General features: G+C 39.1%; 18 protein-coding genes and 2 pseudogenes. 4 read left to right on the forward strand and 16 right to left on the reverse strand.

Annotated elements, in window-relative coordinates; all coding sequences use genetic code 11:
- Positions 1-48 precede the first annotated feature (48 nt).
- Positions 49-798 carry an IclR family transcriptional regulator gene (locus J7E77_RS10970; RefSeq protein WP_214714220.1) on the forward strand — a complete coding sequence of 250 codons (750 nt, stop codon included), beginning with the start codon at positions 49-51 and terminating at the stop codon, positions 796-798.
- 1,091 nt (positions 799-1,889) lie between these two features.
- On the opposite strand, the gene J7E77_RS10975 is transcribed toward J7E77_RS10970, so the two are convergent.
- The 10 genes from J7E77_RS10975 to J7E77_RS11020 all read right to left on the reverse strand — a co-directional run bounded on the left by J7E77_RS10975 (position 1,890) and on the right by J7E77_RS11020 (position 12,767).
- Entirely contained in the window at positions 1,890-3,500 is a 1,611-nt protein-coding gene (locus tag J7E77_RS10975; protein WP_214714222.1) for a glycoside hydrolase family 43 protein, read from the reverse strand.
- A gap of 109 nt (positions 3,501-3,609) precedes the next feature.
- Positions 3,610-4,227, reverse strand: a complete 618-nt coding sequence (locus tag J7E77_RS10980) for a YesL family protein (RefSeq protein WP_308160525.1) — start codon at positions 4,225-4,227, stop codon at positions 3,610-3,612.
- A gap of 75 nt (positions 4,228-4,302) precedes the next feature.
- Positions 4,303-5,202, reverse strand: a complete 900-nt coding sequence (locus tag J7E77_RS10985) for a carbohydrate ABC transporter permease (RefSeq protein ID WP_374102966.1) — start codon at positions 5,200-5,202, stop codon at positions 4,303-4,305.
- 16 nt (positions 5,203-5,218) lie between these two features.
- Positions 5,219-6,094 carry a carbohydrate ABC transporter permease gene (locus J7E77_RS10990; RefSeq protein ID WP_214714224.1) on the reverse strand — a complete coding sequence of 292 codons (876 nt, stop codon included), beginning with the start codon at positions 6,092-6,094 and terminating at the stop codon, positions 5,219-5,221.
- A gap of 87 nt (positions 6,095-6,181) precedes the next feature.
- A complete protein-coding gene (locus J7E77_RS10995) occupies positions 6,182-7,492 on the reverse strand; it encodes an extracellular solute-binding protein (RefSeq protein ID WP_214714226.1) in 1,311 nt (436 codons plus the stop codon).
- 94 nt (positions 7,493-7,586) lie between these two features.
- The gene (locus J7E77_RS11000; RefSeq protein ID WP_214714228.1) at positions 7,587-8,384 is read right to left on the reverse strand and encodes a response regulator transcription factor; all 798 of its coding nucleotides are present in this window, start codon (positions 8,382-8,384) and stop codon (positions 7,587-7,589) included.
- A 7-nt stretch (positions 8,385-8,391) separates the two neighbouring features.
- Positions 8,392-10,167, reverse strand: coding sequence for a sensor histidine kinase (locus tag J7E77_RS11005; RefSeq protein WP_251026967.1), 1,776 nt, complete (start codon positions 10,165-10,167; stop codon positions 8,392-8,394).
- Between the two features lie 210 nt (positions 10,168-10,377).
- Complete coding sequence (locus J7E77_RS11010; RefSeq protein WP_214714230.1) at positions 10,378-10,974, reverse strand: biotin transporter BioY; 597 nt, start codon at positions 10,972-10,974, stop codon at positions 10,378-10,380.
- 196 nt (positions 10,975-11,170) lie between these two features.
- On the reverse strand, positions 11,171-11,701 hold the full coding sequence (locus tag J7E77_RS11015; protein WP_214714232.1) for a GDYXXLXY domain-containing protein: 531 nt from the start codon (positions 11,699-11,701) through the stop codon (positions 11,171-11,173).
- Positions 11,694-12,767 (reverse strand): DUF2157 domain-containing protein, encoded by a 1,074-nt coding sequence (locus tag J7E77_RS11020; RefSeq protein WP_214714234.1) that lies wholly within the window; start codon positions 12,765-12,767, stop codon positions 11,694-11,696. Before J7E77_RS11020 ends, J7E77_RS11015 begins: the two co-directional genes overlap by 8 nt.
- A 791-nt stretch (positions 12,768-13,558) precedes the next feature.
- Between J7E77_RS11020 and J7E77_RS11025 the strand changes: the two genes are divergently transcribed.
- Entirely contained in the window at positions 13,559-14,095 is a 537-nt protein-coding gene (locus J7E77_RS11025) for a ribonuclease H-like YkuK family protein (protein WP_214714236.1), read from the forward strand.
- Between the two features lie 67 nt (positions 14,096-14,162).
- On the opposite strand, the gene J7E77_RS11030 is transcribed toward J7E77_RS11025, so the two are convergent.
- The 4 genes and pseudogenes from J7E77_RS11030 to J7E77_RS11045 form a co-directional block, all read right to left on the reverse strand.
- Complete coding sequence (locus tag J7E77_RS11030; protein WP_214714238.1) at positions 14,163-15,623, reverse strand: PAS domain-containing sensor histidine kinase; 1,461 nt, start codon at positions 15,621-15,623, stop codon at positions 14,163-14,165.
- A 213-nt stretch (positions 15,624-15,836) separates the two neighbouring features.
- A pseudogene (locus tag J7E77_RS11035) lies at positions 15,837-16,328 on the reverse strand (ABC transporter substrate-binding protein); the annotation flags it as partial.
- Position 16,329: 1 nt separating this feature from the next.
- Positions 16,330-17,064 (reverse strand): annotated as a pseudogene (locus J7E77_RS11040) (iron chelate uptake ABC transporter family permease subunit); the annotation flags it as partial.
- Positions 17,057-18,007 (reverse strand): ABC transporter permease, encoded by a 951-nt coding sequence (locus tag J7E77_RS11045; RefSeq protein ID WP_214714240.1) that lies wholly within the window; start codon positions 18,005-18,007, stop codon positions 17,057-17,059. The pseudogene J7E77_RS11040 and the gene J7E77_RS11045, both read right to left, overlap by 8 nt.
- Before the next feature lie 277 nt (positions 18,008-18,284).
- Here J7E77_RS11045 and J7E77_RS11050 point away from each other — a divergent pair, with 277 nt between their 5' ends.
- Positions 18,285-18,767 carry a hypothetical protein gene (locus tag J7E77_RS11050; protein WP_214714242.1) on the forward strand — a complete coding sequence of 161 codons (483 nt, stop codon included), beginning with the start codon at positions 18,285-18,287 and terminating at the stop codon, positions 18,765-18,767.
- A gap of 110 nt (positions 18,768-18,877) precedes the next feature.
- On the opposite strand, the gene J7E77_RS11055 is transcribed toward J7E77_RS11050, so the two are convergent.
- Positions 18,878-19,888 carry a DUF418 domain-containing protein gene (locus J7E77_RS11055; RefSeq protein ID WP_214714244.1) on the reverse strand — a complete coding sequence of 337 codons (1,011 nt, stop codon included), beginning with the start codon at positions 19,886-19,888 and terminating at the stop codon, positions 18,878-18,880.
- A gap of 193 nt (positions 19,889-20,081) precedes the next feature.
- Positions 20,082-21,617, reverse strand: coding sequence for a galactarate dehydratase (gene garD / locus J7E77_RS11060; protein ID WP_214714246.1), 1,536 nt, complete (start codon positions 21,615-21,617; stop codon positions 20,082-20,084).
- A gap of 329 nt (positions 21,618-21,946) precedes the next feature.
- On the opposite strand from garD, the gene J7E77_RS11065 reads away from it, so the two are divergent.
- Positions 21,947-22,315, forward strand: a complete 369-nt coding sequence (locus J7E77_RS11065) for an SET domain-containing protein (RefSeq protein WP_214714248.1) — start codon at positions 21,947-21,949, stop codon at positions 22,313-22,315.

Genomic DNA, 22,315 nt, shown 5'->3' on the forward strand with positions numbered 1-22,315 from the left:
AGTTATTAATATTTTTACTGATATCTAATTTAAATAGGAGATGAAGATATGCAAACGATCGATCGAGCCATGCAGGTGATCAAAGTCCTTGTTGGAAATGAAACAAAGAAATGGTTTTCAATTACTGATTTATCTAAGGAGTGTGACTTACCTGTAAGTACAATGCATCGTCTTTTACAATCAATGAAGCAGCATGGACTGATACAACAGGATCCAAATTTAAAACATTATTCAATGGGGAACACCTGGTTAGAATACGGCTTACAGATGTATGATACCTTTGATTTTGTAGGGTTAATTCGCCCCGAGATGGAAAAATTAATGCTTGAGGTAGAAGAGAGTATTTATTTCAGTAAACCAATGGGGCTAGAATCATTAATCGTTGAGAGAATTGACTGCCAGCAAAATCCGATCCGTATATATGATCAACTAGGATTACGCATTCCACTAAACATTGGAGCAGCAAATAAAGTCATGTTAGCCCATATGCCCTCAATTGAAAGGCAAAAAATCGTAAATGAACTAGTAGCTGAAGAAGATAGAGATACTTTTTTAACTGTATTAAATCAAATAGTGAAAGAGGGCTATGGGGAGAGTCATGGGGAGAGAACGAAAGGCACATCATCAGTGGCTGCCCCTATTTTTAACCAAATAAATGAACTAATTGGCGCTATTAGTATTGGTTATGTCAATTTCAACATAACGGAAGAAAGAAAAAACTTCCTAATCGAGAGAGTCATCGCGTACGGAAAGCAAATTTCCACCAAACTTCAATTCAAATATGTTCCGTCTTTATAGCAGGAGTCTGAAATAGATTATTGGGGGATTCGAACTAAAAAGGACGGTGTCAGGCACCACTTGTGGACATTTGTCTACGAGTGGTGCCTGACACCGTTTTCTGTTAGTATTTTTAACAGTATTATAGTTTCATATGGATATGAATAGAGGATTGAGGGACACAGTTTATGTTGAGGAACAAGAATGTTTGGATTTTGTTAACAGGGGAATTTATCGCCGGCCTCGGTTTGTAGCTCGGCATTATTGGTAATTTAGAATTCATGCAAGAATGGCCAAAATTTCGAAAGACATCATCCAATTTTAGGATGACGCCTTTTCATCAATATAGCTTATGATACGGCAGGATGTGTCCTTTTGAAGGTCATTAACGTTGATTAATTCTTTTTCATTATACAAGACCAACTAAGCTGGTGTGTTATTAAGTTTATTACTGCTACTTGGATTTAATCAAACGTTTGATTAGTTTTTTTGCTTTTCTTAAAAAGCCAGATGTATCATGGCTTGAACATAATTTAATTAAACGTTTGATTAGTTTTTTCCACTTTTCTTTGAAAGCCCAATGTACCATAGCTTCAATTCAATTTAATCAAACGTTTGATTAGTTTTACACTTTGCTTAAATACTCAAATGAACTTCTGTGGCCTGATCCTGTTTATAATCAATCGTTTAATTAGTTTTCCCGCTTTGCTTAAAAAACCAGATCTATCATGGCCTCGACACGATTAATCAATCGTTTGATTAGTTTTTCCACTTTGCTTAAAAACAAGATCTATCATGTCTTTAATTCGATTTAATCAAACGTTTAATTAGTTTTTCCATTTCCCTAAAAAAATCAAATCTATCATGGCCTCAACTTCATTTAATCAAACGCTTGATTAGTTTTTTCATTATCATTAATAAGACCAGATCTGCCATGGTCTCAGTCCCATTTAATCAAACGTTTGATTAGTTTTTTGCCAACTGTAAAAATCAAAATAGCCCTTCATCAGTGTGAACGCACTGGGTGTCAGGCACCACTCGTGGACAAATGTCCACGAGCGGTGCCTGACACCTTTTTTGATATCAACAACAAACTTAAATGTAAAATAGTATTAATTGTTGTTTTTGTAACTAAAGTAGTCAAAATCTGCATGCAGGTTTTGGCCTGATGTGTCTTGGCATTGCATGCCTACAAATGCGCCGGTGAAGAAGCCGCCGCCTTGAATATAATCGTCCGACAACTTGTAGGAGTGGAATGTTACTGGAATCACTGACCAGTTCTCACCATCAAAGGAGAAGGAGTATTGGTATACATCCGTCTTCACATCCACACGAAGATACACATATTCAACATCCTCTGGAATGACAATTTCTTGACCTTGAAGCGGTTGGTCAAAGGTAAAATTGTCACAGGTCATGAGTTCAAGGATTCTCCCTTTGTCCTCGTTCCAGGTGACCTGGCATGATGTCCAGTTCTGTGTATTATAGTAATTCACCAGGCCAGCAGATTGCTGGAAGGTATTCGGGTTAAAGGCAACCTTTGTCTCCGCGCTAAAGGTAAAATGCTGCCAACGTCTTGCTACAAATGCTTGTGTGAATTTAGAAGTTAACGATTCTTTCCCGTATAGGCGCAAGTGGCCAGGGTTATCTTTTAATGAAACGATTTTCTCCCCTAATGGGATCCGTAAGCTCTGAAAATGAGGGTTCAACATTTCTGTATCAAATTCGTCTTTCTCAGGGAAGTCCCTGTCCCACTTCACTTCGTCCACCCTTGGCCCTTCTATCTCAACAGATGGCTGGTTTCCTCCGACAACGTATGGCCAATCATTTTTCCACTCTAGTCTCTGGATCGCAGTTTCCCTTCCAAGTGGACAGTAGCCACGGGGATCTAACAAAGGCTGTCCTTCTCTAGACAATGGTCTTGCAGTTAAATGAACAAGGAACCACTCACCTGTATGGGTATGTACAATCGAAGCATGACCCGCTTTTTGAAGAGGAATCCTCGGGGCATGGAACGAAGTGATCAGCGGGTTCTCCGGATGCACTTCGTATGGACCACTCAGTTGTTTAGAGCGCGCAATGGTTGCTTGGTGATCAAATTTCGTGCCGCCTTCAGCTGTTAATAGATAATAATAGTCATCAATTTTATATAAATGCGGCGCTTCCGTTAGTTTAATATCTGTTCCTTTAAAAATAATTTCAGCCTTACCAACTAGCTTTTGTTCTACCGGACTGTATTCCTGAAGTGAAATCCCGTAAAAATTGTGATGACCCATACGATGATCCCAATTCATGTTGACCAAATATTTTTTACCATCTTCATCATGGAATAATGAGGGATCAAAGCCTGAGCTATTCAAATAAATTGGGTCTGACCACTCGCCATCAATCGTTTCACAGGTAGCAAGGTAATTATGGCAATCCTTCCATTGACCTTCAACCACCTTTACATCCGTATAAATCAGCCAGAACTGACCATCACAGTAGGTAAGTGCTGGTGCCCATATTCCTCCCGAATCCGGATTCCCCATCATATTCAACTGGCTTAGCCGGTTTAGCGGCCTCGCTGTTAAACGCCAGTTTTTTAGATCCTTGGAATGGTAAATCCCCACCCCTGGAAACCATTCAAATGTCGACACCGCAATATAATAATCTTCGCCAACCCGGCAAATACACGGATCTGGATTGAAACCCGTTAAAATTGGATTTTGAATTGTAGCCATTTTTAACACTCCTGTTCATCAACTAATATTCATGCTCATTTTTGTACCTGTATCTTAATGACATGAGGAATGCGCCATTTTTCTTTTGTTTGGAAGAGTTGCTGCAAACCTAGTGTCTTGCCCCCACCCGGTTAAAGCTATAATTTCCTCCAAACATCAGTATCCAAGCAATCGTTGCAGCACTAAAAAATGGGATGAAGCTTGTTTGGTACAAATTCAAGAAAATGATCGCTGCTGAAGCTGCCAGCATCAATACTGTCATGTGGAAATTAAGTACGCTTAAGAAAAAGGCATTTTTTATATAATCCAAAGTTTTTAATTCAAAATGGACATAGACTGGAAAAATATAAACAAGGGTAAGTACATAAAATCCTGTGATAATCAGTAATGGGATGAACAAGGTAAATTGGAGCGCTCCTCCTACTGTTCTCAAGTAAAGAAGGTCAAAAATGATAAATGCCCCACTCAATCCGATACATATACCCAATCCATTTGATTTTTTGAATTCTTGTCTGTAAACGGAAAGAAACGTTTTCCAAATGGGGAGGTCGGTTTCTTTCAACTGCCATTTTCGGACGATCGTAAAAAGAGCCACCGTTGCCGGCATGATTCCTAGGAGAACCAATCCTGCCAGGGAAAAGAAAAACCATAATAGATTGACGTATGCAAGCCTCATGATCCACTCACAAAAAGTGAACAGTTTCCCCATCGTTTTTCCTAATTGCACGGTTTATCACCTCTAATCCCTAGTTTCCCTCAATACCTTCCATCCTATTTTCATAGGTTGCTAGATTATAATAAATCAGCCTTTAACTGAACCCGAAGCAATTCCTTCGACAATTCGGTTGCTCAAGATTAAGAATGCAATCAGAATTGGCAGGATACTAATAACAAGTGTTGCACCAATTGCACCCCAGTCCGTTGTATATTGACCGATAAAGTTCTGAATTCCAACTGTCAGCGTTTTAAAGCTGTCTGAACTAATAAATGTGTTGACGAAAACAAATTCATTCCAGTTGTAAATCATGTTAATAATCGCTGCCGTTGCAATAACTGGTGCAGTCATTGGCAGGGTAATCCGGAAAAACATATGATTAATCGAAGCTCCGTCCATAACAGCAGCCTCTTCTACCTCTCTTGGCAGTGCCTCATAAAATCCAAGCAATATCATAATTGTGATCGGCAGATTAAAGGCAGTATAGGCGAAGATGACGGAAAGCGGATTATCAATCAGGTTTATTTTTGTAAAAGTATTGAATAAAGGAATCAATGTGGAATGGACCGGAATCATTAGTCCCACCATGAATAAGCCCAACACCAATTTACTGCCCTTCCAGTTCATTCTCGTAAGGGCGAATGTTACCATACTTGCTAAAATAACAGTCAATACAACCGCTACTACCGTGTAGGTGATACTGTTGAAAAAGTATTGGCTAATGTTCCCCTCTGTCCAAACCTTTTGGTAATTCTCCCACTTTGGCTGTGCTGGCAAGGAAAAGGGAGACATATTAAAAACTTCTTGGTTATTTTTCAATGAGAAAAGAAATAACCAGATGATCGGAAAGATTTGAAAAATTGCTACGATAATAAGGAATAGGTACATAATTCCATAGGCTGCGCGATTAAGGAATGGGCTCTTCGCTAGACTCGATTTTTCCTTATTTATGATTACCGGAGATCCAGTCGTTTTCACCGTATTCACCTAAATCCCCCCTCTTTTAATAAATATCGTCATTCTGTGTGGTAAGTTTCCTTATGATATACGTAACAACTAAACAGATGATTAATAAGAAGAAACCAATAGCACTTCCGTACCCAAAGTCAAAGCCCTTAAATGCTTTATGGTACATATATGAGGCCATAACCTCACTGGAATTGTTTGGACCTCCATCAGTCATGACATAAATCAAGTCGAAATATTTCAATGATCCGACAACTGCAAGAACAATCGTTACCTTGATTACATTCATGATTAATGGGATTTTTATTTTTAATGCAATTTGAAGTGGCGTAGCGCCATCAATTCTCGCAGCTTCTTCAAGGGAATCCGGGATGTTTTTCAATGCTGCATAATAGATCAAAATATAAAAGCCTGCATATTGCCAGATAATCGGGACGATAATCGCGTATAGCGCGATGCCTGGTTCCGCTAGCCATGCGGGTGGATTTTCAACTCCAAGTGAAACCAGAACACTATTTAGAATTCCATTTGTAGGGTGGTAAATTTTCAGCCAGAGTTGCGCAATGGCAACAGATGCAAGCAGCATGGGAATCAGATAGATTTTTCTAAGCAAATCTGCTCCTTTTATTTTGCCTGCCAATATCATCGAGATGAATAAATAACCAATCAAGCTAAGTGTTGAAAAAACTGCCAGTATTAAGGAGTGGTAGGCACTCTTCCAAAACAAGGAATCCTGTATCAGATGGGCATAATTTTTTAAGCCAATGAATTCCATCTCTCCGATTCCATTCCATTTCATTAAGCCGAAATATCCGGTTTGGACAATTGGGACATAAATCAAGGCAAGGATAAGAAAAAGCGCTGGTGCGATATACAGAGCAACTATCTTTTTATTGGACATAACTCTATTCATTACGATTCAACTCCTTTGCAAACAGGATAAAAATGAAGGGGCACATACCAAAAGTAAAGATATATGCCCCTTTTTTCTAAGTTACGATTATTTACCTTCGTCAGCCTTTAACGCATCTTCGTGTTGTTTAGCAAAATCTTTTGGATTCACTTCTTTCCCGAACATTGATTGAATTAGATTCAAATGTGTTTCAGCAACAGATGCACTCATTTGAACATCTGCGAATAATGTTAGATTGCTAGCTTTATTCAATTCGTTTAATACATCAATATAAAGTTGTGGTAATTTAACTTTGGTAGTATCAACTTTAGTAGCTGGAATTACACCTGCTTTTTCAACAGATTGCTCTCCCCATTTTTCAACAAAGAATTTAACAAATTCTTTTGCTTCAGGCTTAACCTTTGAGTTTTCAGATACGAACAAGCCAACCCCAGGACCGCCAACCCAGCTGTCGATGTTCCCTTTACCGCCTTCAACTGTTGGGAATTTAAAGAATCCAACATTGTCACGGAATGCTTGTGGAATTTCTTCATTTGTCGTGAAGTTCGGAAGTTCCCATGTCCCCATCAGGTACATAGCAGCTTTTCCATTTAAGAATTCTGATTTTCCTTCATCATTAGACAAACCATTAAATCCTTTATTGAATGCATTTTCTTTTACAAGTTTTTGAATTTCATCTGCAGCTGCTACTAAAGCAGGATCTTCAAATGAACCAGTACGATCGATTGCTTTGTTTAAAACCACAGAACCACCTAAACGGTCTGCAAGGTACATATACCACAGAGATCCAGTCCAACGATCTTTATTTCCAAGTGCAATTGGTGCTACACCTTTACTAGCAAGTGTTTTCACAACATTTGTGAAATCACTGTAAGTTTGAGGTACTTCGAGATTAAATTTTTTGAAGATTTCTTTATTGTAATAAATAGGAGCGATGTTTAATTCTAGTGGAAGACCATAAGTTTTGCCGTCTAACGCATATGCTTCGGTTGTTCCACTAACGAAAGAATCTTTCAAACCGCCAGATAATACATCGTCAAGTGGTGAAAAAAGCTTTCCTTTAACAAAAGGAGTCATATATCCAGCTGCCCATGTAAAACCTACATCTGGAAGCTCGTTAGATGAGGAAAGAACTTTCATTTTGTTCTTGTATTGTTCATTTTCAAGTACTTCAACCTCAATTTTTACATCCTTATGATTTGCCTCGTATTGCTTGATAATATCTGACACGATCAAATTTTGTTGTTTGGAGCTTCCGGCAGGCCAAAGATGCATGAATTTAATCGTTTTCTTGGAACTGCTCTCATTGCTAGCCTTGTCAGAACCACTGCAGCCAGCAAGACCAGCTGTAAGAAGAAGTGCAAGTACTAGCAACAATGTATACGCTTTCTTAAACATTTCAAAACCCCCAGTAAATTGTTTTCGCTTACATACTGAATTTTAGCACTAATAAAAAATCACGGTAAGGTAACCGCGATTGGGGGAAATTCCACTATTTTTGGATAGGTGCTTCGTCAAGGACAGCCACTTTTCTGTATTTGCTTGGTGTAATTCCCTCATAATCCTTAAAGATTTTAATGAAATACTTAGCTGTCTGATAGCCTGCCTGCTGGGCGATATCTTCGACATGTGCATCCGTGGTCAATAACAGGTTTTTGGCCATTTGCAGCCTTTTTCTCGTCAAGAATTCACTAAATGTCAAACGGGTTTGTTCTTTAAACAAAACACTGAAATAACTGGCATTTAAATGGACAGTATCAGCCACTTCCTTTAAGCTGACCTGCCTATTTAAATTTTTATTTATGTATGTAATTGCATCTTTAATTAGAGAATTCGAGAGGTCTTTCCGAGCATCCACATTCAGTAGCTTTTGATCGGCAACTTTTTCTAGATGGTCTGCCCTTTCGATGTTAGCTCCTGTTTCCAATGCCTGCTCAACTGCTTCAATTAGCTTTTGTTTACTTAACGGCTTCAGGAGATAATTAATTACTCCAAGACGAATTGCTTCCTGAGCATATTCAAAATCAGGATGTCCAGAAATAATCATCACAACGGGCTTATATCCTCTATCCTTAATGTTTTTCAACAGTTTCAAACCATCCATCTCAGGCATGCATACATCTGTAATTAGAAGGTGAATTTTATGTTTGCCAAATAGCTCATATGCCTCAGGTCCATCAGTAGCACTTATTATTTCATATTTTCCCGCGGACCATATTTCCAGTGTTTTTTTCAAGCCTTGTCTTGTTGTTTGCTCATCATCGACGATTAAAATAGTCTTGGTAGACATCTGTTATTTACCTCCTCAGCTCTGGAATTTCAAATGTAACCTGTGTTCCCTCGCCTTGTTCACTAACTAGGTATAGATGCTTCAAATTGTATTGATCATAATAAAGTCGAATTCTTTTATTCACATTGGTAAGCGCCATCCCCATTCCTTTAATGGAAGACTCACCATCCATTTCTATCGCGTGATTAATTTGTGAAAGCATTTCCGCCTCCATTCCTGAGCCATTGTCCTTTACGGTTATCGTGATATTTGAGGAGTCGTCCACTTTTTCAACATGGATAAAGACGGCACCTTGCTTTCTCTTTTTCTCAATTCCATGGATTATTGCATTTTCAACTAAAGGCTGAATGATAAGCTTTGGTATTTTTATATCTATGTATTCTGGCCGCACCGATATAGACCATATCAATCGGTCACCCAGCCTCATTTTCATCAGCTGTAAATAGCGTTCAATATGTTCAAGTTCATCGTGAATGGTTACCCATTCGCCACTATTTTTGTTTCCAATTGTATAGCGGAAAAGCTCTGACATCGCAATGACTGTCCCAGCCAAATCCTCTTCTCCCTTTTCTTCTAATGACCAGTAAAGGGCATTTAATGTATTGTAAAGAAAATGGGGATCGATTTGGGATTGAAGCGCTTTCAATTCAGTTCTACTCCGCAACAGTTCCTTTTCATACACCTCTTGTATTAGGTGATTCGTGTTTTCGACCATTTGGTTGTAGGTATTATTAAGTTCAATAATTTCCAACGACGCGGAACTTCCAGGATTTATCTTTAATTCATCCATCTTAGCTTTCTTCATTGTATTGGTTAGTCGCTTAATTGGCCTCGTGATCATCGTCGCCAAAAAAATAGAAGAGACAAAGAAAATGATATATCCGATTACACCCGATAGTAAAATAACGGGACGTACCGCTGAGACACGTTCTGAAAGGAAACTCGTCGGCTTTAAGATAACCAATGTCCAGCCCGTCAGTTTGGACGATTCCTTTACTATCATGAACTCTTTTTTATTAATGGTAACGGCTTTTTGTCCTTCTAGAAGCATATTCTGAATATCAATTCCATAATTGGCAGTAATTGGAGCTAAGTCTCGATCAAGGAGCATCATATACCCCTTTTCTCCATGTTCCTCTATGTTCTCTTTTACTTGAAAATAGCTGTTAGAGATCCGAACGACCAAATATCCCCCGTTTGAAAACCAACGGTCTATTAAACTCACTCTTCTAATGGCATAAGAATAATTGGTATTGGCCGGGTCTTTTCCTACCCATACTAATCGTCCCTTTTCTTTATCCGCTACCTCGATCCATCTCGGTTGAATGCGGTTAGATAAGTGCTTATTATCAAAAGGATAAATTCTTTTCCCCTTAGATGTAAATAGTTCAAAGTTGGAAATCCCATCCGAGTAAGCGTAGAAATTATTGATGACTTTGATTAACGATTGCTGCTTGGCGAAATCCATGATATCCCCGTCAACGATCCCTAACAGTAGCTGCTGGACGGTACCATTCGTCGCCAATTGGTTCGACAGTGTGTCCACTTGTCTATATAATGTTTCCATTCTTCCATTTGCTTCAACTGCTGTTTGCTGAATTTGTTCCTCTGCATTGTCCTTCATTAAAGTTCCAACCTGGTTGTATACCATAATGGAAACAATCGCAAGAACAATCATCATAACAAACAAAAAAACAGCTAGAATCTGATTACGCAGGGTATTTAAGCTTCTCAATCGTGACCTGATGATTGTAATCACCCATTCTGTAATAACTTCTATCAATATATAAATCCATTATTCCTGAATTATATCAAAATGCCCTTGTAAATTATATGTATAACATCCGAATAATCTAAAAGTTTCGTATCAAGCAATTACTTCGAAAAAGGGTGTCACAAAAAGGTGTCACAAAAAAAGGTGTCAGGCACCGCTAAAAGACAAATGTCCACGAGCGGTGCCTGACACCCTTAGTTTGTTTATAACTTGATGCCCTTAAGAAACACGCTTTAGATGTTTAAATTGTCCTTTTGAAAGGACGGTTTTTTCTAGTCGGTGGGCCATGATTCCGGCAAGGACGGCTAAGATTATGTCTTTTGGCAGTGGAGCAACCATCCATAACCAGGCCATTTTGTAGGTGAATCCTTCTGGTGCAGCTGCCCAAAGCTTATAGGCAAAATACATCCAATTAGTACCGAAGAAGTAGTTTACCGCCATTCCGATTAAGGAGGCGATGATAAAGGCTGCGACAGTTTTCTTCTTCTCAACGATTTTTCCAATGATAAACGCTGTAAAAATATACGATAGAATAAAGCCGAAGGTAGGACTAAAAATTGTGGATGGACCTGCCCCAAATTTAGCAAAAACAGGAACGCCCGCAAAGCCAACTAGCATATAAACCGCCATCGCTATGGATCCTAACCGGCTCCCCAAGATAGCCCCTGCTAAGATTGCAAAGAAGGTTTGGAATGTAATTGGAACTCCTCCCACCACCATAAAAGGCACAAACGAGGTTAGGTTTGCCCCAATCGCCATCAATGCCACAAACATCCCCACTAGTGTTATATCCAACGCTCTTAATTTTTTCTTCATTCTCCCACCCCAATATTAATTGTTATAATATTAAAATATATGGTTACTTACTATATTGTCAACTCAATTTTAATTCAAGTTAACAATCGGAACGAAAAAGGTGTCAGGCACCGAAAAGGACCTGTGTCCTCTCCACGTGGACAAAAGGCAGTTTTGTCCACGTGCGGTGCCTGACACCAACTTTTTAACACCACAATTACTTGGTTGTGATATCGGTCAGGACGGCATAGCCGTTGTTTACTTTTAGTTTGGCTAGTATTTCTCCTTTAGCAGAGGCTTTTTCCCATTCTGCCCCGGTGTTGTCCTCTAGGAAGTATTTATCCAGATTGTACTCAATGAAGGCAATTTCTTGTCCTTGGTTGCCTTTATCAATATAGTTTATTGTTCCTTTTAGGAATATTCCCTTATCAGGTTTTTCAAGGCTGACTTTAATGGGGGTGTGGACTCCGTCCTTTTTCTCCATAAGAACGAATACTTCAAACTGTCCCCCCTGGTCCTGCAATCGTGAGACCACAGCCTTATCCACCAAACTTATCGGGACTTCTTCAGCTTCATATTGAAGGGTCACATAATCACCTCGAAATAGGTCGGATGGGTCCAACGGTTTGGTTTGGAGAATCATATCCACTCCCGTTAACATGGTATAGAGGGGCGTGAAGCACATGCCTAACAAAATCAGCACCGGTACGGAACAGGCCAAAACCAACTGCTTTGCTCGCTTATTCATGCACACTCACCCCTTTTTTCCTTTGTTTTTCAAAATAAAAACCGAAACCTAGGAGCAGGAATCCTCCTATAATAAATACGAACGATTTCGGCAAAAACTCAAAGGATAAATCCAAGTAAAAACGGAAGATCATCACGCATAAAATAATGATACTGAGCAAACTTCCTTTTTTAATTAAGTACAATACATAGAGCACATAGATGACCGAAAAAGGAATATACATCCAATCCATTGGCCAGGTATCTTCAAAAGATAACAATAGCGCTGCGGCACCATGAACGAGGTATCCCAAGACAACGTAAATGTCTCTAATTCTCCCTCTTGAGAGGACTAGAGCCACGCCTATGACCAAATAGATTAATCCATACACGTAAGGAAAATCAGTATAGTCATAGCGGTTGACAAAAAAGCTAATGACCGTCCCGATAAATGCTAGCGATAATAAGCCAGCGACAAATCCAGTTACTTTTGAAAACCCTATTTTTTCATTAAGTAAATAAATGGCGGCAATCCAAAGCAGTGTCCAATACGGGATATTTACCCCTTCGAGATATTGTCCATCCTGCATGTATTTGAGGACAAAAAGGGAAGATGCTAGTAGGATCCATTTATCCCGTAATACCCATGCCAACGGCAAAATGCCAAGCGACCACCATAAAAAAGCATTTTGTGAATTTGTTCCGAGATGAAACATTTGCTCCACAAGAAAAATCCCCGCCCCAAACACAAGAACACCTACATAATAAAGGCTTTTAGATGTCTTTGGATAGTTCCTTTCCATTTTAAATCCTGCCAGATTACTGGCAACGAAAAGCGCGATGATTAACAGGAGCTTCGCTGTTTTTCCAATCTCATCCCAATTACTCGCGATAAAACTGAGTACCCCCGCTCCAATCAAAATAGAACCAACATACAAAAGTGTTTTTGTGAAAGAAAGTCTCTGTACCTCGTAAATCTCATCTATCTCATTGGCCTTTCCTGCAGGAAGAATCTCTGAATCTTCTAAGAACCTAAGCTCCCGCTTCAAAAAATTTAATTCATGCTGTTTTACAATCCGCTTCGCCATCCATCCCACCCCTTTAACATCTATTTATTTGGGACTACACGCTCACAACCTCTTTAGGCTAATTGCACTACAGTTAAGTTTATTCGACAATTAGTGTTAATATCCTTTTAAAAAATGAGTGTACGACCCCCTTTGCCCGATATCACTAAAAAAAGAAAAAGGTGTCAGGCACCGCAAAAGGACAAATGTCCACGAGCGGTGCCTGACACCATTGTTTATTTATCCCGACAGTTTTTGCAAACTTTGATGGTTTGGTTTGTTTCTGTTGTATGCGTATATAGTAGCTTGATTCTTGTCCTTTCACACAGCGGGCAGGTTCCCCGGCCATTTGAAGGCAGGTAGCTGATTGTTTTCCCTCGGTTTCTCTTTGCCATTTCCATCCATCCCTATCTAGATTAAATCTCGTTTCTTTATCTAATGATGGACTGGCACAAATATTGTTAGGCAAATAATTGTTTTTAAAAAAAAGGTTGTTTCATCGCTATTAATTTCTATATAGGGTTAGCAGATTCCATTTTCCGTTGTTAATTGGGCATAATTCAAAACCGAATCAATACCGAGCAGCCTTCGCGCTGTCCTCACAGGACGGACAAATGAAGCATTTGTCCACGGACGGTGCCTGACACCCTAAGGTGTCACACCCATGCATTTTTGCTCACTTATCTACATACATTTCAATAAAGATCGAATACTTTCAATGGCTGCACGACAATAAATCACTTTCCATAAGATAGGAGTAAGAGTCGAGACTAAATTTTTTTAGTTGGAAAGGAAAGATGTGGTGCTTCAAGATGAAAAAAGACGGGGCTTATCACGATTTGTTTCAAAATCTTCAGGAGAATGGGCTGTCGTTCGAACAAGTCTTTGAACGGATTGTAACATTCATGAAGTTAGATCCAAGTGGGAACTATCGACTAATGGTTGGCACAGATTCTCAAGTCCATAGATCCACAACTGTTTTTATCACAGGAATTGTGATTCAAAATAAAGGAAAAGGAGTATGGGCGTGCATAAGGAAGGTCATTATTCCAAGAAAAATGACTCACTTACATGAACGGATTTCCCTTGAATTGTCGTTAACTGAGGAAATTGTTTCGATGTTCAACGAAGAAAGGAAAAATGAGTTAATCAATCTTGTCCTCCCCTATATATATAAAGGAGCAACCTTCACAATGGAGGGACACATTGATATCGGTGCTGGGAAACGAAACAAGACGAGTGAGTTTGTAAAAGAAATGGTAACGAGAATCGAATCGATGGGGGTTGAACCGAAAATCAAACCAAATGCCTTTGTTGCTTCTAGCTATGCAAATCGTTACACCAAATAAGGGTGTCAGGCACCACAAGGGACAATTGTCCCTTAATGATGCCTGACACCCTTTTTTTACATCCTTTTTAAAAGCATTCCAGTTCAACTTTTACAGTGGTACCTTTCCCAGGTTGACTGTCGATTTTCATAGTACCATTATGTTCCTGGATGATTTTGTTGCTGACAGTTAGGCCAAGTCCGATTCCTTTATCCTTGGTTGTATAGAACGGAGTTCCCAAATAGCGCATAAGTTCTCCGTCAATGCCGATTCCTTCATCCGAAAAGCTAATCTGCACTCGTTTGCCTTCTACCCTTTGAACATGAATTTTGACTTTTCCACCAAACGGCATCGATTCAATTGCATTTTTTAAAAAATTAACAAAAACCTGTTTCAACTGATTGGGATTACAAAGCAAATCAATATCATCATTTTGATAATGGTTGGTTATTTGCACATTATGTAATAAAGCTTGTGGATGAAGAATATTAACCGTGCTTTCTATGATTGAATTTAGATTTTCTTGATCAAATTGAATGGCTTGAGGTTTTGCCAACGACATAAATTCATTCACAATCATATCAATACGATCTAATTCGTTCATGATGATTGATAAATAATCACCTTGTTTTTCTTTGTTCGTGGTATCTTTCAACAGCTTTGAAAATCCTTTTAATGAAGTCAATGGGTTTCGTATCTCATGAGCAACTCCAGCAGCTAATTGGCCAATAATCGAAAGCCGGTCTAAATTTCGGAGGGCATCATCATTTTTTACCCGGTCTGTAATATCCCTTCCCACCGTCACATAGGAATCAATTTCTCCTTGTTCATTAAAAATTGGAGAAATAGTGGTCTCCGAGTATATTACTTCCTTATTACCTTTTTGCAACTTTGTTTGTAGCAGTTGAGGTTCCTTTGTTTCTATTAACCTTTGATAAACTCTGTCAAAATGGTCTATTTCCTCAGGCATGATAAGATCGTATACGGTTTTACCTATTAACTGGTCAGGAGTATATCCAATTCCGTTTTCATGAGAAGGAGATGCATAGACAATCTTTTTATCTCTCGAATAGACCTTAATCATATCCGATGTATTTTCAGTTATAAGCTTGTACAGTTCACGTGTCTTTTTTAATTCTCTTTCAATATTTATATGCTCTGTTATATCGCGAAAGATTGCAATAACAGCAATAATTTCCCCACATGAATTTCGAAAGGGAGAATAGGAAACAGCAATATCAAGTATGCTTCCGTCTTTATGGTATCTTTGGGTAACCATATCAGGATATGCTTCACCACTTTTGACTGATTCAATAATATCATGCACAATGTCAGGATTGGAAAATTCTTCAACTCTTTTTCCGATGACATCGTCCTCTGTATAGCCAAATATCTTCGTATACACATGGTTCACTCGAATAAACCGATTTTCCATATCGACCATACAAATGGCGTCTGCGGTACAGTCAAGAAATAAGTCAATTAAATCATCTGGATTATAAACCACAGATTCATACTCTTTCGTAAAAATCGGGAAACTCTTCGACATAGAGATCTCTCCAAACACATCAATTATACTCTTAATCTCCATTTTACAGAGTTTTTCGATAAAGAAAAGAAGTATTTTACAAAATGGTGTCAGGCACCACCGAAAGACACTTAGCCCAAATGTCCGTCCCACGCGGACAATTTAAGCTGCTTTAGTTCATAAAAACAAACGCTCGGAGCTTAAGTCCAAGCGTTTGTTGGGTTGTTTCTTGTTTTATAATGCTGCCTCAATTTCTTTGGCCATTGATTTGACAGATTTTAAGCCTCCACCGCTTAGGTACCATGTGTCTGCATCTAGGTAGATAATCTTATCATTCTTAAAGGCAGCAGTTTTTTTAACTAACTCATTTTCAATAATTTCCTTTGCGCCAATTTCTCCGCCAACTGCTGTCGCACGGTCAATAACAAACAATACGTCAGGGTTTTTCTCCATAATGTACTCAAACGTAATGCTCTGTCCATGAGTTGATACTTCAATTTTTTGATCAGCAGCACCAAACCCAAATACATCATGGATTAAGCCCAAACGGGAACTTGGTCCGTAGGCACTGACTTTCCCTTCATTCGCTAAAAGAATTAGACCTTTCTTATCAAGTGCTGAAGCCTGTTTATTTAACTTTTCAATACTAGCTTTAATGTCTTTTAATTCACTTGCCACCTTATCTTCTTTTCCAAACATTTCACCAATTAAGTTCATGTTTTTCTCGGCCAAAAAAGGTAATCGGTCCGACGAGCGCCGTCGAGATTGAAATGAATATCGCGACAATGACAAGCATTTGTTTCACAATCGAATCGTAGGGAACACCTAGATTAATAGCCATCTCCCGACCGAGCGATAAAACATCGAGATACTTGACATACCTCCAGGCGTAAATCAGTACAAATACAATAGTGACCATTGCCATCCACACTAAGTCTGAGTTGATATTATTGAAACTAGCAAACATCCTATCTTGAACTATCAGAAACTCATTCGGATCAATCAACACTTGTAAAAACGTCGAGATACTGGAGAAAAAGGTCCCGACAATAATTCCAATTAGCAATAAAAAGCAGATAGGCTGGCCACCTTTTTTAAATAAGAATCGATATAAGAAAAGGGAAAACAAAATCATCACGGCTACAGAAAGTAAAAAGTTTATTTGTTTATTGACGACAATCATATGCGAAGAACCAAGAAAGAATATAATCACCGTTTGTAATAATAAATAAAGGGCATCTAACCCCATGATGCTCGGTGTTAAAATGCGGTTATGCGAAATTGTCTGAAAAACTACTGTCGCATAAGCGATGGTAAAGCCCGTCAAAACCATGGCAAGTACCTTCGTAAAGCGCCTTGGCAAAGCATAATCAAAGCTTCCATTTAAATCATGTATGAGATATATTGCACAACAGCCCGCAGCAATCAATATGAGACCGGCCATTTTCATGGAATTACGCATAGGCTTTCCTCCTAAACAGCAGGTATAAGAAAATCCCACTGCCAATCACACCAACCATGAGACTAATCGAAATCTCATAGGGATAAATGAGTACCCGCCCTAAAATATCGCAAACTATCAGGAAAATGGCCCCTAGAAGCGCTGTATGCGGTAACGTTTTTTGTAGATGGTCTCCTTTGAAAATGGAGATGATATTTGGAATGATTAAACCTAGAAATGGGATAATACCGACGGTCAGGGCCACTGATGCCGTAATTAGAGCAACGAGTGTCAACCCGATATTTACCACACTTCGATAGGCAAGACCTAAGTTTTTCGAAAAATCTTCCCCCATCCCAGCCACTGTAAAGCGATTGGCATAAAAATAGGCGATGACTAAAATTGGAATACTTATGTAGAGGAGTTCATAACGACCTTTCATGATCATTGAAAAATCGCCTTGGAGCCAGGCGGACATATTTTGAATCACATCCGCTCGGTAAGCAAAAAAAGTCGTGACGGATGATAAAATATTGCCGAACATGAGTCCCACAAGCGGAATAAAAATAGCATCTTTAAACTTAATTCGATCTAGAATTTGCATAAATAAAAATGTACCGGCAAGCGCAAAGGCAAAGGCTACGACCATTTTTTCAAGCATAGACGCATTTGCAAATAGCAACATCGAAACCAGAATCCCCAGACGAGTAGCGTCCAATGTTCCGGCTGTTGTCGGCGATACAAATTTGTTGCGGCTAAGTTGCTGCATAATCAATCCAGCAATACTCATCCCTGCTCCCGCGAGTAGTATCGCAACAAGTCTCGGCACTCTGCTCACCAAGAAAATTTGCCTCTCCTCTGATTGAAAGTCTAGCAAGTCTACTGGTGAGAGACTGCTAACACCAACAAATAGTGAAGATGCGGATAAGATGAATAAAGCTAATAGTAAATACCGTTTCTTCATAACTGTCCCCATCATTTCTATAATTCTAGCGTTCCAATACTGATAATGAAAATCATTATCAATTATTTATAAATTTGATTTTAACATTCTGAATTTTGAAGTCAACGTCTAATTGAGAACTTTTTTCAGTAAGATTACCAAAATAAAACATTTACTGAAGAGCTGCATTTCCTAAACAAGACTACATAAAGCCACGTGATGATTAATAAAATAATATTTTCCACACTCATAATGGACTTCCTAACCCTCATAAATTGGGCATTAGGAGGTGAATGTATTGAAAAAATGGATATTGGCTATAATCCTACCCATTTTGATTTTATTGTCTGGTTGCTCCAGTGATCCTGTGCAAGATGATTTACTTAATTATGTAAATAAAGAAATGAAGGAAGCGGGGAAATTAGAGAGGGCTGCCGTTTCAGCCTATGAAGGGGTTTCGGGTACAAACTATCAGGATGATCAAACAATGTACGATGTCTTAAATAATGATGTTATTCCAAATTACAACGAATTTATTAAAGAGCTAGATTCTGTAAAGATTGAAACAGATGAGGTAAGAGAAATCCACGAAATATATATTGAAGGGGCGGATATACAGTTTAAAGCCTTTGCAATAATTAAACAGGCGTTAGAAGAACAGGACGCCAATTTGATCCAAAAGGCCAATGAGATGTTGGCTGACGCGCGTAAACATATTCGTGATTATCAAACTAAATTGGATAAATTAGCAAAGGAACACGATGTGGATATTGAAAAATAACAGTGTCTCCAGACATAAGCTGTAACAAAAATCGAGTCAGTCCTCCAGCTTTAAACATTAGAGGACTGACATTCTTTAGTATCCCCCATCAAGCGGAGGGCGTTTGCTCTCTATACTCTAGTTTTTCGCATTGGCGGGAATTCGAAATAGGTCAACGTGCGCCACACCCATTCCAATGGGCCGAAGCTGAAGTGGCGCAGCCAAATCGCACTGAACGTAAGTTGAATGACATAAATAGCTAAACAAAAATAAAGTGATTGTAAATAAGTGATATGATCAAATAAATCCAGCAACTTCCCCGCAACTAGGATAAAGGTCGTTTGTGAAACATAATTTGTCAACGCCATCCGTCCATAGCTCTTTAAAGGTGACAGAACCTGCCGAACAACGGGGAAATTCAGAAGCAAAATCAGTACCCCGACATAAAGGGCAGAGACCATCGGACCGAGCGAGATTCCAATCCTTAAGAATCGTTGCGTATCTTTGAAATCCCCATCCGATCCAAACATAAACGGGGCATGCTGATATTGATAAATAAGACCTGCCACACTTAATACAAACATTATGCCAGTAAAAATAACAGTTTGCTTTAAATGTTGTGATATTCGCTCAAACATCCGATATTGCCCGGCGGCGATTCCTAACAACATCAATGGAACCACCATAAACATTTTCTGAGCATACAAACTTAGGACCAGCAACATGACCATTCCAAAAACAAGATTTACAACCTTGTTCGCTTTATAAAAGGGTAAAATAATCAGACCGCAAATAGCGTAAACCGTTAATGCTTCCCCTGGTTGAAAATGCACATGCACTAACCCAAAGAAAAACAACACGAGGATTCGCCGCAAAAACAAAACATAGCCATTTTTCCCCTTCGCATTTGCCCTGGAGATAAATATATAAAACCCCACACCAAACAAAAAGGTAAAGATCGTATAAAAGCGACCTTCCACCAATAAGTATAAAAACCTCAAGTAGGATGCATCAGTTGTATGGGGATTGGGTAATCTTACTGACAATAATGGAATGATGTTAACCAGGATAATCCCCATTAGTGCAAATCCCCGTAAATAATCAAGAACATCGATCCGTGTGGATATCTCCTTCGCATTCATCCTAATCAACTCCACTATCATTATAACCGTTAACAAGATATTCAACTATTTTGCTAATCTAAAAAGGCTGACAGCATGCTTCCTGTCAGCCTTTAATATTTTTAGCTTTGCCACAATCGTTCTATCCTTATATCATTGTTCTTCAATTTTAAAAGAAACAACCATAAAAAGTTAGAGTCCTCTTTCATAGGCATCAAGTAATCGGTGCAGGGTTAAATAAGCATAAATCATTATGCAACCCCCATTTTTCCGCATAGGTTTGCTTGCGACCGCTCGCCACATCTAAAATCAGGTGAAAAATTTCCCATCCTACATTTTCAATCGTTGCCTCACCTGTTGCAATTGTTCCCGCGTTAACATCAATCAGGTCCTTCCATTGCTCGGTTAAGGCATTGCGAGTTGAAACCTTAATCACAGGAGCCATGGCTAAACCATAAGGCGTTCCCCTTCCCGTTGTGAAAACTTGCAAATGCATTCCGGCGGCTAATTGCAGTGTCCCACAGACAAAATCACCTGCAGGGGTAGCAGCGAAAAGTAAGCCTTTTTTTGTTGCCCTCGCACCTGGCGGAACTACTTCAACAAGGGGACTGTTTCCCGATTTCGCTACCGAACCCAACGATTTTTCCACAACATTTGATAAGCCGCCTTTTTTATTCCCTGGCGTCGGATTGGCATCCCGGTCCACTTGGCCGCCATGCAAATAGTTGTCATACCATTTCATTTCCCTTTTTAAATCGTTGCCTACTTTCTCATCAGCAACTCTAGACATTAATAAATGGACAGAATCCCTTATCTCAGACACTTCGGAAAACATAACCGTTCCACCTGCCCGAACAATGAGGTCGGCAGCATAGCCAACAGCTGGATTGGCTGTTACGCCGGAGAAAGCATCACTACCGCCACATTGTACTCCAATAACAAGATCCGAAACAGGACATGTTTCCCGCTTCCGCTCATTTAACCTTTTTAGACGTGTCTCGGCCATTTCCAAGATCTTTTCGACCATATTTATAAAACCTGTCTGTTCTTGTAATAAGATAACATTGGAGGTATCTCCATCTGGTAATAATCGGTCAGGAACTAATTTTTCACACCCCAAGCCAACCACCATAACTTCCCCGCCAAAACTCGGATGGACGGCTAAATTTTGGAGGGTTCGAATCGGGATGATTGCATCGGGGGAATTAATCGCTACACCACAACCATAGCTATGATTGAGAGCGACGACATCGTCTACATTTGGGTATTTTGGTAAAAGTTCATTTTTAATCCGCTTAACCGCAAATTCCACTACACCTACGACACATTGTACACTTGTTGAAATTCCAAGGATGTTCTTGATACCTACCGTCCCGTTCGAATTCCGATAGCCCTCAAATGTATATCCCTCTAGCGGCGGCAAAGACTGTGGCGCTAGCTCAGGTGCTAATAGTTCGTCCAGCTCGGGTGCACTTGGCAAATCAACCATAGTTTCATTGACCCAGCTTCCCTTTTTCACAGGATTTTTAACATAACCGATGATGTGGCCATAACGAATAATCCCATCCCCACTCTTTAAATCCGTAAGTGTTACTTTATGACCTTGAGGTACACGCTCGTTCAGTTTCAGTCCATCTGGAAAAACAGTCCCCTCAGACAATCCTCCTGAATTGACAATGATCGCCACATTATCATTTGGATGTACTTTTATGTATAAGGGCTTTTCAATCTCAGTTTCGTTCAAAGACATGATTTAGGCTCCTTACTAATAGATTAATAGCTTATTTTTTGATTAAATTGTCCGATATCACTTATATTGTATACCTGTTAGTAAAATTAACCATTAGTCAATTAAATAATTATTATGATAATTTTTTTGGACAACTGCACAACTAACATCTTTTAGCCCCTTACAAAAATATGTTCACTGATGGCAAGTTAGTCTCTTCACATTAACTTGGTTTTTTTCCTCTATGAACTTGCACCTCCCTAATTGACCCAAACCAAACACCGCCCTTTTTCATACCTTAATAAAAAAACTGCAACTGAGATGTGTTTAAAATGGAGGTAAACAGAACTATGTTGGAGGTTAGGCAATCTCAATACGGGAGAGGGATTTTCGCGACTCGTGATATTATGAAGGATGAACTTCTAGAGGTGTCACCCGTCATTGTATTCCCTAAAGATGAGTATAAGTATTTGAAAAAAACCAAGTTAATAGACTATGTCTTCTGGTGGGGAACAAATTATGATGACTGTGCATTAGCATTAGGAGTCGGGTCACTATTCAATCATTCCAGTATACCTAATGCCATTTTTAAAAGAAAATTTAAAAAAGGGACAATCAAATTTTATGCCTATACCGACATTAAGGCAGGCGAGGAAATTAAGATAAATTACAATGGAGACCCTGATGACAAGACACCATTATGGTTTGAGGAAGATTAA

This window comes from Bacillus sp. ISL-77, assembly GCF_018613105.1.